This is a genomic window from Nocardia vinacea (genome assembly GCF_035920345.1).
GTDB classification, from domain to species: domain Bacteria; phylum Actinomycetota; class Actinomycetes; order Mycobacteriales; family Mycobacteriaceae; genus Nocardia; species Nocardia vinacea_A.
This window is the reverse complement of the sequence record NZ_CP109149.1, coordinates 8,677,503-8,690,828: the sequence shown is the minus strand read 5'-3', so window position 1 is coordinate 8,690,828 and position 13,326 is coordinate 8,677,503. Positions and strand designations below refer to the sequence as shown.

At 66.6% G+C, this 13,326-nt stretch carries 10 protein-coding genes; 5 read left to right on the top strand and 5 right to left on the bottom strand.

Translation table 11 applies throughout. The features are described 5' to 3' along the window. Positions 1 to 3 precede the first annotated feature (3 nt). Both OIE68_RS39275 and OIE68_RS39270 read left to right on the top strand, forming a co-directional pair. Positions 4 to 1,380 carry a phosphatase PAP2 family protein gene (locus tag OIE68_RS39275; protein ID WP_327095953.1) on the top strand — a complete coding sequence of 459 codons (1,377 nt, stop codon included), beginning with the start codon at positions 4 to 6 and terminating at the stop codon, positions 1,378 to 1,380. Next, complete coding sequence (locus OIE68_RS39270; RefSeq protein WP_419150627.1) at positions 1,346 to 2,527, top strand: AI-2E family transporter; 1,182 nt, start codon at positions 1,346 to 1,348, stop codon at positions 2,525 to 2,527. Before OIE68_RS39275 ends, OIE68_RS39270 begins: the two co-directional genes overlap by 35 nt. 139 nt (positions 2,528 to 2,666) lie before the next feature. Here OIE68_RS39270 and OIE68_RS39265 read toward each other — a convergent pair whose 3' ends face one another. Further along, positions 2,667 to 3,515, bottom strand: coding sequence for a 3-hydroxyacyl-CoA dehydrogenase (locus OIE68_RS39265; RefSeq protein WP_327095951.1), 849 nt, complete (start codon positions 3,513 to 3,515; stop codon positions 2,667 to 2,669). Positions 3,516 to 3,966: 451 nt separating this feature from the next. On the opposite strand from OIE68_RS39265, the gene OIE68_RS39260 reads away from it, so the two are divergent. Further along, positions 3,967 to 4,209 carry a hypothetical protein gene (locus OIE68_RS39260; protein WP_327095950.1) on the top strand — a complete coding sequence of 81 codons (243 nt, stop codon included), beginning with the start codon at positions 3,967 to 3,969 and terminating at the stop codon, positions 4,207 to 4,209. Between the two features lie 113 nt (positions 4,210 to 4,322). Then, positions 4,323 to 4,685: a helix-turn-helix transcriptional regulator gene (locus tag OIE68_RS39255; protein ID WP_327095949.1), complete on the top strand. Its 363-nt coding sequence runs from the start codon at positions 4,323 to 4,325 to the stop codon at positions 4,683 to 4,685. Positions 4,686 to 4,760: 75 nt separating this feature from the next. Here the strand turns inward: OIE68_RS39255 and OIE68_RS39250 are convergent, their stop codons facing one another. From OIE68_RS39250 to OIE68_RS39235, 4 genes are all read right to left on the bottom strand, one after another. Further along, complete coding sequence (locus tag OIE68_RS39250) at positions 4,761 to 5,354, bottom strand: ClpP family protease (protein ID WP_062987811.1); 594 nt, start codon at positions 5,352 to 5,354, stop codon at positions 4,761 to 4,763. Further along, a complete protein-coding gene (locus OIE68_RS39245) occupies positions 5,351 to 5,956 on the bottom strand; it encodes a ClpP family protease (protein ID WP_040687344.1) in 606 nt (201 codons plus the stop codon). Before OIE68_RS39245 ends, OIE68_RS39250 begins: the two co-directional genes overlap by 4 nt. 72 nt (positions 5,957 to 6,028) lie before the next feature. Further along, positions 6,029 to 6,304 carry a DUF2277 domain-containing protein gene (locus OIE68_RS39240; protein ID WP_063043074.1) on the bottom strand — a complete coding sequence of 92 codons (276 nt, stop codon included), beginning with the start codon at positions 6,302 to 6,304 and terminating at the stop codon, positions 6,029 to 6,031. A 55-nt stretch (positions 6,305 to 6,359) separates the two neighbouring features. Continuing rightward, the gene (locus OIE68_RS39235; RefSeq protein ID WP_327095948.1) at positions 6,360 to 8,195 is read right to left on the bottom strand and encodes a hypothetical protein; all 1,836 of its coding nucleotides are present in this window, start codon (positions 8,193 to 8,195) and stop codon (positions 6,360 to 6,362) included. 268 nt (positions 8,196 to 8,463) lie between these two features. Here OIE68_RS39235 and OIE68_RS39230 point away from each other — a divergent pair, with 268 nt between their 5' ends. Continuing rightward, positions 8,464 to 13,302 (top strand): cation-translocating P-type ATPase, encoded by a 4,839-nt coding sequence (locus OIE68_RS39230; RefSeq protein ID WP_327095947.1) that lies wholly within the window; start codon positions 8,464 to 8,466, stop codon positions 13,300 to 13,302. The last annotated feature ends 24 nt before the right edge of the window (positions 13,303 to 13,326 follow it).

Here is a 13,326-nt window from a genome sequence, read left to right as displayed (position 1 = left end):
GGAATGTTGATTCAGGGCGCGCAGGAGAGATCGGTTGCACCTGCGGGGGAAGTGGGGACTGCGCGTCCGTGGCGAACTCGGTTGATCTGGGGCAGTATCGCGGTCGCGGTGGTGGTGTTGATCGCAGGGCAGTTGATGGCCGTGCATATCAATGCGCTCGGGCCGCTGACCAGTCTTTCTTGGGATTATGTCGGGCGGCCCAAATCGGCGACCACGCCGTGGGCCGGGTTTCTGCTGGCGTTGATCGGTGTCTCCTGGAATGTGCGGGTGCGCGCGCTGGCGGCCGCGGTCGGCATCGATGTGGTCTTCGTGATCATTCGCGCGATCGAGGGGCGATTGTTCACGGTCGGCAACGGTCCGACCATTGTGCTCACCGCGCTGGCGGTGATCGCCGCCGTGCGCTGGACCGGTGCGCGGCGCGAAACCGCGCTGCGCACAATCGCTCTCGGTGCGCTGCTGATTCTGGCGACGAAGGTCGGCGAGATCTGGCTCGACATCACCGCATGGGCCTGCCCGACCGTGCTGGATCCCTATGCGGAACTGGCCGATCACGCGCTCGGCAATCCGTCGTGGCTCGTCGGACAGGCACTCGACGCAGCGGGACCGGTACCGCTGGGTGTGGTGCGTTGGGTGTATTTCGAACTGCCGGTCGCGGCCATTGTGGTCGCGGCGTGGCAACTGCGCGGCGTCACCGCGGGTATATGGCCGCGGCACTATCTGGTGCGCACATTCTTGACCCTCGGTGTGGTCGGCCCGCTGTTCTATGTGGTCTTCCCGGTGGTCGGGCCGGTGCTCGCGTTCGGCCCGGAGGGGCAGGGTTTCGAACTCGCCGATGTCTGGCCGAATATCGTTCCGGCACTGCCGTCCTCGGTCGATTCGATGCCCTTCGACGGCATCACACCGCGTAACTGCATGCCGTCACTGCATACGGCGTGGGCGCTGTCGCTGTTCATCCACTCTCGGCGCGGGCCGCTCTGGTTGCGCTGGGGTGGTGCGTTCTGGCTGGTCTGCACCCTCGTCGCGACGCTGGGCCTCGGGGCGCATTACGGCGTCGACCTCGTCGCGGGCGCGGCGCTGTGCTTGACCGTCGAATCCGTCCTGCGCGATCCGGACCGGGGTTGGGACCGCGGTCGCGCCCAGATGGTGGCCTTCGGTATCGCAACCTTCGCAGGGGTGCTGCTGTGCGTGCGCTTCTTCGCACTGCCGATGGCGAACTACCCGCTCCCGTTCGGCGTCGCGATTCTTGGTGTCTTCGCCGCACTGGCGTTCACCTTCTACCGGACTTGGTTCGCCGCAAAAGACTCGGTAAAGGTTGACCCGCTGAGTCCTGCGCAGCGTGCCGATGATGGCACCGCCCGGCTGTCTCCCGTGCCAGACTGACGGCGTGAGTGAGCAGGACGGCACCGAGAAGAATCGACCACCGACCCGCGACCGCGGCGACGCGATCGGCGCCGGACTCATCTGGCTGGCCAAATGGTCGCTGTGCATTGTGGCGATCGCTGCGGGCGCGTGGGTGCTCGGCACCGTCGTCGCCGCCCTGTGGGTGGTCGTGCTGCCGATCGCGCTGGCGCTGATCATCGCGACAGTATTGTGGCCGCCGACCCGCTGGCTCACCGCGCACGGCTTTCGGCCGGGCGCTGCGGCAACGGTCAGTCTGCTCGGATTCATCGGAGTCCTCGCGGGTGTCATCGCCCTGATCGTTCCGTCGGTCGTGGACCAGGCCCCGGAGCTGGCCGACAAATCCACCGCGGGTGTCAACAAGGTGCGGGATTGGCTGCACGGTCCGCCGCTGCGCATACGCGACGAGCAGTTGCAAGCGGCGGTGGACGCGATCACGCAGCGGCTGAAGTCCAGTTCGGAACAGATCGCCTCGGGCGTCTTCACCGGCGTGACCACCGCGACCTCCACGCTGGTGACGCTGTTCCTGGTGCTGGTACTGGCGTTTTTCTTCATCAAGGACGGTCCACGGCTGCTGCCGTGGCTGCATGCCGTACTCGGCAGTCGCGGCGGCAGGCACCTCGAGGAGCTGCTGAATCGGATCTGGTCCACCCTCGGCGGGTTCATCCGCGTCCAGGCGCTGGTGAGTCTGATCGACGCGGTGTTCATCGGCGCCGGACTGGTGATCCTGCATGTCCCATTGGCACTCGTACTCGCGGTGATCACCTTCATAGGCGGTTTCGTGCCGATGGTCGGCGCATTCGTCGCCGGGGCGCTGGCGGTGCTCGTGGCACTGGTCGGCAATGGCGTCACCACCGCGCTGATCGTGCTCGGTATCATCATCGCCGTCCAGCAATTGGAAGGCAATGTGCTGCAACCGGTTTTGCAGGGCCGCACCATGAAATTGCATGCCGTGGTGGTCCTGGTCTCGATCACCGCGGGCGCCTCGCTCTACGGCGTCGTCGGCGCCTTCCTCGCGGTACCGGTAGCGGCCGTCATCGCGGTGGTGGCTCGCTACCTCGGCGAGCAGATCGACGTCGTCACCGCACCACCCGACGAATCCCCCGAACCCGAGCCCGCGCCGGAATAGCTGTCGCAGAGCGAATGACTATCGCGCATAGGGTATTTGGCTATGCGGGGTCCTCATCGGCTCTGCGTCAGCGATACGGCTGAGCGGCTTGTGATCGGGTGCATCGACCTCGAAAAGTATCCAGTGGTCGTGCCGTGAGCTATTCGGAGTACTTGTAGAAACCCTCCCCGGTGGCGATGCCGAGCTTGCCCTTATCGATGTAGTTGGTCTTGAGCCAGGTCGCGAGTTCCTGCCCCTCCGCACTGTTGACCAGGATGTTGTAGGGGGTGGTCAGGCCGATGACGTCGAGCATCTGGAATGGGCCGACCGGTGCGCCGGTGCCGATCCGCCAGGTTTTGTCGACCGCCTCCGGTTCGGCGAATCCGCCCGCGCCGAGCGCCATGGCCGCGTTGAGCAGCGGCACGAGCAGTGAATTGAGGACGTAACCCGCCTTCTCCTTGTGCAATTCGATCGGCTCCATGCCGATCCCGACGGCGAACTCGACGACCGCCCGAAAGACCTGCGGATCGGTCTCGGGCGTGCCCATCACCTCGGCGGTGTTGTACCGCCACACCAGATTCGCGAAGTGCAGTGCGAGGAATTTGTCGGGGCGGCCGGTGTAGTCCTTGATATCGCTGGGCAGCAGGGTGGACGAATTGGTGGCGAAGATCGTCTTCGCCGGCGCGAGTTCGCCCAGCTGCCGGTAGGTCTGCTCCTTGATGGTGAGCACCTCCGGCACCGCCTCGATCACGAGGTCGGCATCCTGCACCGCCGCGGCCAGATCCGTGGTCAGGACAATGCCCGCCTCGGTCTTCTCGGCCTTGCTATCACCGCCCGGCACTTCGATGCGATAGGTCGCCGCGAGCTTGGCGAAACGGTCGCGAGCACCGGCGATGGCCTCGTCGCTGATGTCGTAGGCGGTGACATCGAATCCGTGGAATGCGGTCTGGAATGCGATCTGCGATCCCAGTACCCCAGTTCCGAGGACGGTCACCTTGCGGATGGCCATTTGCTATCTCCTTCCTTCGGGGCACAGTCCGCCCCGGATGTCATGGGTGTCGTCGAGGGAGGTCATCGTTAGTCGCGCAGCACTGCGCCGAGGAAGAAGACCAGGTGATCGTGGGCGCGGCGACGGCCTTCGGCGCGGGCGGCGCCGGCCGTGCAGGTAGACCAATCGTCAGCAACGCACGGGTGTCGCCTGCCTCGTCCTTGCGCGGGCGGCCGACGCGACGTGGCGGGGTCACGGTCATTGGCTCAGGTTAAACAAACCTGCATCGCCTCAACATCATGACCACCTATCGCGTCTGCGAACAGCTCGCGCAGTAAGTGCGGATGGGTCCCAGCTAACTCACAGCCACGGGCTAGGGTGCGCAAATCTTGCGATTCCAAGATTGTCTTGTCGGTCCGGATCGAACGGGTCGACGGTCTCGGATGGAGACCCGACAACAGGAGGAACGTGGATGAAGATCAAGTCGAAGCTGGCGAAGGGTGCGATCGCGGGCGGTGTGCTGGTCGGCCTGCTGGGCGTTGGCGCGGGTGTGGCGAGCGCCGCTCCGGGGCAGGATCAGCGTCCGGGTATCGAGCAGCAACAGCAGGGCCACGATCAGCAGCGCGGGGATCAGCGTCAGGACCAGCAGCGGCATGATCAGCAGCCCCAGGGCCACGGCTTCTGGTTCTTCGGCCAGTGGATTCCGCTGCCCTGATCTCGACTCGATGCGAAAGGCCCTGTGTCCGTTGGACATGGGGCCTTCGTCGGTTTGTCCGCCCACAGCGTAATGCCCGACCGGATCAGCGGCCGCGGTCGTAGGCTCTCCCTATGACCGAGCTGCACTCGATCCAGGGCGGACGCGACGACCGACCTCGACACACCGAGGAACCGCTGTGGCGCGAGGTACTCGGCGAACGGCTGCGCACGCTGCGGCAGGAGCAACGCGAGACCCTCGTCGAAACCGCCGGTCGCGCGGGCATATCGCCGCAGTATCTGTCCGAGGTGGAGCGCGGCCGTAAAGAACCGTCGAGCGAGATGATCGCGGCGCTGGCCGGTGCGCTCGGCACCACCCTGTTCGGCCTCACCGAGCAGGTGGCCGACGAATTGCGCGCTCAACGTCGGCTCGCCTTCGCCCGGCAGGCCGCGCCGCAAGCAAGCGCTGTCCCCAACCTCATGGCACTCGCCGCCTGACCAGCGCGCCGAGCGCTGTCGAATGGTGGCTCGAAACTCCGACGACCACCATTCGACTACGCGCTGGCGCGGCGGTCAGGCGGCGCGGGCACCCAGCACGTTGTCGACCAGGCCGTAGTCGACGGCCGCCTGTGCGGTGAAGACGCGGTCGCGGTCGGTGTCGTGACGTAGCCGCTCGGCTGGTTGACCGGTGTGCCGCGACAGGATCGACTCGATTTCCGCGCGCATCCGCACCAGCTCGTCGGCCTGCAGGATCAGATCGGGAATCGCGCCCTGACCGCGGGCAGCGGGCTGATGCAGGACGACCCGGGCGTGCGGCAGCAAGGAGCGGCGACCGGGTTCGCCACCGGCCAGCAGTACCGCGCCGACCGCGATGGCCTGGCCGACGCAGGTGGTCGCCACCGGGGCCTTGATGAATTGCATGGTGTCGTACACCGCGAGCATTGCGGACAGATCGCCGCCCTCGCAGTTGATGTACAGATTGATCTCCTGCTCCGGACTCTCCGACTCCAGGTGCAGCAGCTGTGCGATGAGCGCGTTGGCGACGCCGGAGTCGATCGGGGTGCCGAGGTAGACGATCCGCTCGGCGAGCAGGTGGGAGTAGATATCGGTGATCCGCTCGCCACCGCGCGGATGCTGGGCGATCACATTGGGAATGGTGTAGGTCATGCCGAAATTCCGATCCGCTGGCGCTGGGGCACGATTTCCCCGAACGAGCCGACGATGTGGTCGATGAAGCCGTACTCCTTGGCCTGTGCCGCGCTGAACCAGCGGTCGTGCAGCGAATCCTCGTAGATGCGGTCGTACGGCTGGCCGGTGTCCCCCGCGATAATGCCGAGCACCGTCTCCACGGTGTAGCGCAGGTCATCGGCCTGCACCTCGACGTCGACGGCACTACCACCGATTCCGGCCGAGCCCTGATGCATCAGCACCCTGGCGTGCGGCAGAGCGAACCGTCGCCCCGGGGTACCGGCGGATAAAAGGAATTGCCCTGCGCTGCAGGCCAATCCGAGTGCAAGGGTAGAGACCTCGCACGGCACCAGCCGCATCACATCGCGAATGGCGAGCATTGCCGGAACCGAACCGCCCGGGGAATGGATCCACAATGAGATCCCCGAATCGGCGTCCTCGGCCGCCAAGGTGAGCAGCTGCGTCATCAGCAGCGTCCCGTTATCGTCGTCGAGCGGGCCGTCCAGCACCAGAATCCGCCTGCTGAGCAGCTGCTCCCTGGCGCGCCAACTGAACAACGGTGTCTTGTCATCGTGAGCCATGACTCCACCGTGCCGCGCGCCTATGCGAAAAATCTCGCCACGCTGCCCACAGCAGATCTGCTCACAGCAGCGTCAGTCGTGCGAATGCGCGTGGATGCGCGCCTGCACCTCGGGCCGCCGCAGCGGCGGCACGTTCTTGGGCGGAACCTTCCGCTCGGGCAGTTGTTCGAGCAGCCGCATGGTCGCGGCCGCGATATCGGCGACCGCGGCATCGACCGCAGGGCGCGTAGCTGCGGAAATGCTGGACAGCCCGCCAACCTTGCGGACGTACTGCAATGCCGCAGCATGCACTTCTTCCGGGGTGGCGGCGGGCTCCAGCCCACGCAGGGCAGTGATATTTCGGCACATGATTCGAGGCTAGCTCGCGTTGGCCTGGGTTTTAAGGGGCCTTCCCGCGACTAGTTCAGCGTCCCGGCGCGACTGAGGATTCCGCGCGCAGATCGCGTCGATACGCGAGGTTGATTCGAACCGCACCCCAGGACAGCGACCAGATGAGAACCAACGAGCAGATGAGTACGACCAGCGATGCCGCATCGATCAGCCAGGAGGGTCGGTCGAATGAGCGTTCACGTTGGAGCACAGTGATTTCGGGGACGAAGGGGCGCGTGAACTGGTCCAGTGCCGGAACTTCGGCGGCGTCGATGCCGGGGTCATGAGGCATGTAGATGGGCAGAGCGGTGAGCATTCGGCCGTCATACAGTCGCAGGATTGTCTTCCAATTACCGTATGCCGGAACAGATTTTGTGCTCACATAGTGGCCCTCGCCGACCCGGCGCAGCTGATCGATCACCAGTCCGCGCCCGGGGTTCGAGGAACCGGTGCCGCCTTGCCAGGCCAGAATCTGCACCCACTCGGGATCAGCGCCCACCAAATCCTCAGGAGCCAGTGTGATATCCGCGTTGACCATCCGGCCGCCGCTTGACGGTGCCGCATTACGCAACTGAACTGTCGCGGAGGCATTTTCGGGAACATCGACGCGCAAGCCGTTCGCGGTGGCGGCTGCGGTGATCAGCACCGCTGCGATGACGATGCCACGGCGAATCGCGACATGCGGGAGCTCTTCGCCCCGCAGGACCATGCCGAGCAGCACGCCGACCGCACCGCCCGCGACCCCCACCGGCACCGCCATGACCAATAGCTCCGGCCACATACCGGTCGGCCAGGAATCCACGAACATCCTTGCCACCCAGAGTGATTCGAGCCAGAGTCCGAGAGTGGCCGCGACCAGTCCGGTCAACGCGCCCCACCATATGGATCTGGACATGGGCAGCAGCGCCATCAGTTCCACGATCAGCGCGATACCGAGATACAGCGGAAATATATTGTGTGGCGCATCGAGCAGCGGGCCTACCAGGACCGCCAAGACGGTGCGGACGAAGATCGCGAACACCACCGCGGCCAACGCGCCGCCGCGGCCGAGCGTGTAGCGCGCTGAAATCAGCGCGATCGTACTCGCGGCCGCGATCAGCAGCGGCTGGAAGACGAGGCGGAACTGTTCGACGCCGAAGTCGAATTCGACCTGATAAACCGAGAGGCCGATCAGCAGACCACCGAAGGCGAAGGTGCGGACCAGCCACAGCAGCGGACCGTCGGTGCGATCCGGATCGGGGCGGTCCAGGCGCCCTTCGAATTCCAGCAGCAGCACCGCGACCAGCGACAACCCCGCGCCGCCGATCAGCATGAGATGCGTCGGCCCCCACAGGGTGACGTCCTGGCCGAACAGTCGGTGCCAGATGTCGTCGAGTGGGAAGCCGATGAGGGCGTACAGGCCGGCACCCGCCATCAGCACTCCCCCGACCGGGGCGTACCAGTCGCGGGTGATCCGAATCGCGGCCGGACCCGGTTTCTCGTCCAGCGGCAGGATGATGGCCAGCATTCCGGCCATGAACAGGAAGAACAGGCCGATCATGATGAAGTAGTGCGCCGGATTAGCCAGCGGCCCCTCGTCGCGGCCCTTCCCGATATGCAGGCTCACATCCCAGATGAAGCCGAACAGCGCGGTGAGAATGGTGGCGATGAACAGCGCGAGCGGCAGCGCGACCCAGCCGGGCCGGTTACTCAGCCCTGCGAGTCGATCGGCGGCGGTTTGCAGCCACGTGATGCGGCGGGTGCGGTGCAGATACCCGACCACGACCAGCACGGCCGCGATGGCGATCGCGGTGCCGGTCAGCACCGCGACCTGGTCGAGTGCGGCTCCGCCGCCCTCGGACCCGCGCGTGAGCACCGCCGCTACCTGCATCACCTGACACTTTCCGGTGTTGACGACCGTCGCGTGGCTGGCCGTGCTCGGTCCGCGCCATTGTGGGCCTCGTCCTCATTGACGGTGCCGGGCAGCCCCGCATATCCCTTGGACCTTCACTTTCGAAAGGTCGGCATGTATGGCGGATACCCGCTGGCGACACGGCCAATCCGGCACCGGTACGCGCCGTGGCGCAGTGCCTGAAATCCCAGCCACCAACCACTTTCGGTGCCCGTTTGCACCCGGTGATGCCGGGTAGTTGCCGAATATGGGTAGGCGTGATGGTTTGGCACCGTGGTGGATCGAGGCACCGACGGCGGCGATTACCGGTGTGGTGCGCAGCGGGGTATCGACGGCCGTCGGACTAGGGGTACAACTCGTCGAAGCGCCGTTTCATGCGGCGGAAGCCGTGGCCGACGCCGCCGCATCGGCAGTCGATACCGCCGCTGCCGGAGTCGACGAATTGGCTCCCACACCGGAGAGCCCGCTGGGCGATGACCTGCTCGATCTGGTCGACCCGCACGAGCGGCGAGCCAACCGTCGGGTGGCCCTGCGTGCGGACAAGGCGACGATCGAGGTGCGCGGACTGAGCTCCGAGCGCGGCGCTGCCCTGGCGCGGACATTGGACGAGCGGCTCGGCAAGTTGCGTGGTGTGCGGTGGTCGCATGTCAATGCGGTGACCGGTCGGGTGGTTGCCACGCTGCGCGAAGGCGCGACCGGACTGCCGGAACTGCTCGAGGTCATCGAGGGGATCGAGGCCGACAACAATGTCGCAGAAGTGGACTGGAGTCGCACCGTCGAATACCCGGAGGACCGGGAACCGTTGCTGGCGGCGGGAATTCAGGTGGCGAGCGAGGTATTCGCCATCGCGGTGTCCACTTTCGGCGCGCGGCTGCCGTTCGGTGGGCCGGCGCGCGCGGTGCGGGCGGCGGCCACCTTCGTCGACACCCAACCACGACTGCGCACAATGCTCGAATCCCGATTCGGACGCTCCCGCACCGATATGGCCCTCACCGTCGTCACCGCGATCGGAACCGCATTCGGCGAAAACGCCGCCGACGGCCTTACGAATCTGCTGGCCGATACGGCCCAGCGCACCTTCCTCCTCGGCGAGGCCATCGCCCAGCGTTTGGAGTGGCGCAACTGGGAGTCCGAACTGGTGTGCCGCGAACACCCCGACGTAACCGAACCCCTACCGCCCTACACCCGCCCCACCGACCTGCCACGGGGCCCGATCGAGCGCGTCGGCGACGAAACAGCAGCCGGATCGCTGATCGGCACCGCCGCACTCGTCGGCCTCGGCCGCACAGGCGACGCCGCCGACGCCCTCGGCCTCGGCGCACCGAAGGCCGCCCGTGCCTCCCGCGAGGCCTACGCCGCCAGCGTCAACATGGTCCTCGCGCGGGCGGGGGTACTGACCTTGCATCGAGGTGCGTGGCGACGCCTGGACCGGCTGACCACGCTGGTAATCGACGGCGAAGCACTGCTCACCTCACGACGCCTGGTGCTCGACGTCGAGTCGGCCGATGACGAATGGTCTACGGGGAAGGTCTGGACCGCAGCCCAACGATTGCTGTGGTCATCGGAGGGTGACGGGGAGACCGCGACCAGGGGAGACCAACAGGCCACCGCCGATGGCAACGAGGCGGCCGCCACCGGCGACAAGAACGCCGCAACCGGAGGCAACGAGCGAGCCACCACCGAGAGCGACGAACAAGCCACCGCCCGGACTGACGGGGCGACCGGACCCCAGGGCGACAAGCGCGCCGCCACCGACGGCCATAAGAAGACCTCGACGAAAGCCGCAACCGTGGATAACGGCGCGGCCGCAACCGCAGGCGACGAGCAGGCCGTAACTGAGGGGGACGAAGAGAAAACAGCGGACAAGTCACTGCAACTGGTGCATCCGAACTCTGGGGCTCGTGATCGGGGTGCCACCATTCGGCCGGTCTGGCGCGAATTGCGCGATGGGGACCACACGGTCGGGCGGGTGTTGCTCGGTCGGGAGCTCGATTCGAGCGCGCATGATGTGTTGACCGCGGCGCGGCGGGCTGGCTTGCGGGTGGTGCTCGTCGCGCATGAGGATGCGATCGAATTGCGTTCGCTTGCTGATGAATTCGTCTCTGCGACGACATCGATGAGCAAGCTGGTCGAGCGCCTGCAGCAGGACGGGCAGGTTGTCGCGGTACTGAGCCCGCGCGCGCATAAGGCGTTGGCCCGAGCTGATGTGGCGCTCGGGTTGTTCACTGCCGATCACTGCGAACCGCCGTGGGCCGCGGACGCTATCTGCCGGGATCTGGGGCAGGTGCAGCGTGTGCTCGCGACGGTCGCGCCCGCGCGGGAGGTCAGCGATCGTGGCCGCACCCTGGCCTTGTCGGCGTGTGCGCTCGGTGGGTTGCTGCTCGCCGTCACCCCGACCAGGAGCGCTCGGACAACACCGATGGTCGCCGCACAGCTGACCGCCCTGATGACCGGGGCGCGCAAGGGCATTCGAGCTGCCGCGTCCGCACCGCCCACCACCATTGCGCCCCTATTACCCTGGCACGCACTGGAATCCAATGAAGTACTCGGACGCCTGCCACAACCCCCGGCGCTCGACGAGCGCGCGATTCCGGCTCGAGCCGAACAAAGCTTGATCACAAAGACTTTCGCTCCGATGACATCCTTCGCCCGCCATCTGCGCCATGAGTTGGATGATCCGCTGACACCGATCCTCAGCGTCGGTGCCGTCGCCACCGCCATACTCGGCGAACCGTCCGATGCGATACTTCTGGCCTCCGTGCTGACGGTGAATGCGGTGATATCGGCCGGTCAGCGCCAGCGTGCCGAGAGCGAATTGCAAGACCTGCTCGAGGGCGAACAACTCACCGGCCGCTTGATCGACCGCGATGCGATCGACGAGTCCGCCCCGACCGACGAATCCGTGCCCGCAGACGCTCTCGCCATCGGCGACATCCTGGCCATCAGCGCAGGCGATGTGGTGCCCGCCGATGCCCGATTACTGCGCGTGGACGATCTCGAAATGGACGAGTCCGGCCTGACCGGCGAATCGGTGACAGTCGAAAAGCATCTCGCCGCCACACCCGGTGCCGCACTCGGCGAACGCGCCTGCATGATCTTCGCGGGCAGCACCGTGGTGAACGGGACGGGTCTGGCCGTCGTGGTCGCGGTCGGCCCCGACACCCAGGCCGGTCGCGCGGCCGCGGGCGCGGTGCCGCCGGACAAGGGCGGCGTGCAGGCCCAACTGCGGCAGCTCACCAATCATGCCCTGCCGCTGACCCTTTCGGGCGGGGCCCTGGTCACCGCGCTGGGCGCCCTGCGCGGACGGATGCTGCGCGATGCGATCTCCGATGGCGTCGCCGTCGCGGTGGCCGCGGTGCCGGAGGGATTGCCCCTGGTCGCCACCGTGGCGCAGTTGGCGGCCGCGCGTCGACTGTCGCGCTACGGCGTGCTGGTCCGCGCCAGCCGCACCGTCGAGGCACTCGGCCGCGTCGACACCCTCTGCTTCGACAAGACCGGCACCCTCACCGAGGGACGACTGCGGCTCACCATGCTGGCCGACCTGGACAACCAGTGGTCACCGGATGACGATTCCGACGATGCGCGCCGACTGCTGCGCGCCGCCGCCCGCGCCTGCCCGGATCCGGACGACGGACCGGTGCTGCACGCCACCGACCGCGCCGTACTGGATGCCGCCGAAAGCCTCGGCGACGATGCGCACCAGTGGGATCCGATCGACGAGATCCCATTCGAATCCAATCGCGGCTACGCCGCGGTGCTCGGCCAAACGACGAGCAAGTTGCGCCTGATCGTGAAGGGCGCACCCGAAGTTGTACTCCCCCGCTGCACCAAAGCACTTACCGCAGAACAGTTCTCGGAAGACCTGCACAAGCGTGCGCGGGCGGTCGTCGACGACCTCGCCGAACAAGGCCTGCGCGTACTCGTCGTCGCCCGGCGCGACCTCTCCAACGAGCCCGATGATGTCGAACGCGCCGTGGACAAACTCACGCTGCTCGGCTTCATCGGCATCGCCGACACCCCACGTCCACAGACGCTGCCGCTGGTAACGGCCTTGCAGGACAACGATATCGGCGTGCGCATGATCACCGGCGATCATCCGGTCACGGCGGCGGCGGTGGCCCGCCAACTCGGCATTACCGTGGATACCGTCACCACCGGTGCCGATCTGGATCGGCTCGACGATACCGAGCAGGCCAAGCTCATCGAACGCAGCACCGTCTTCGCCAGGGTCGATCCGGAGCAGAAGGTACGCATCGTGGCCGCCCTGCGTCGCAATGGACACGTGGTCGGCATGACCGGCGACGGCAGCAATGACGCGGCCGCCATCCGCAGCGCGGACATCGGAATCGGTTTGGCCGCACGGGGATCCGCGGCCGCCCGTAATGCGGCGGATCTGGTGCTCACCGATCCGGATCCGCTCGCCCTGCTGCACGCGCTGGTGGAGGGACGCGGCATGTGGCAGCGCATTTCCGACGCGGTGGGCGTTCTTGTCGGTGGCAATGCCGGGGAGATCGCATTCACCATCTACGGAACCGTGGTCGGCGGGCAGGCACCGCTGGGAACCAGGCAATTTCTGCTGGTGAACATGCTTACCGATATGTTTCCCGCACTGGCCCTCGCCCTTTCACCGGATCGCGACAGCCCGAGCCCGCACGACGCGGAGCACGGCGCCGAGCAACGCACGCGGCAACTGGCCGAAATTCCGCCCGCCCGGCTGGGTCCCGACCTCACCCGTACGATCGCAGTACGCGGCGTAGCCACGGCGGCGGGTGCGTGCACGGCGTGGACGCTCGGCCGCTACACCGGAACTCAGCGCCGCGCGGCCACCATCGGACTGGTCGCGCTCATCGGCACCCAACTCGGGCAGACACTCGTCTCCGGCCACCGCAGTCCCCTCGTCTGGGTCACCACCGCAGCCAGCGGCGTGGTTCTCGGCGCGGTCGTCATGGTCCCGGGGCTGTCCGCTTATTTCGGTTGCACGCCACTGGGCCCCGTCGGCTGGACCATCGCCACAACCTGCGCCGCAGCAGCTACCGCGGGCTCGACCGTACTCCCGCGCCTACTGCCCGGCGCTCACGAAGACTGACCGCGCCGGCACAGCCCAGCCGGA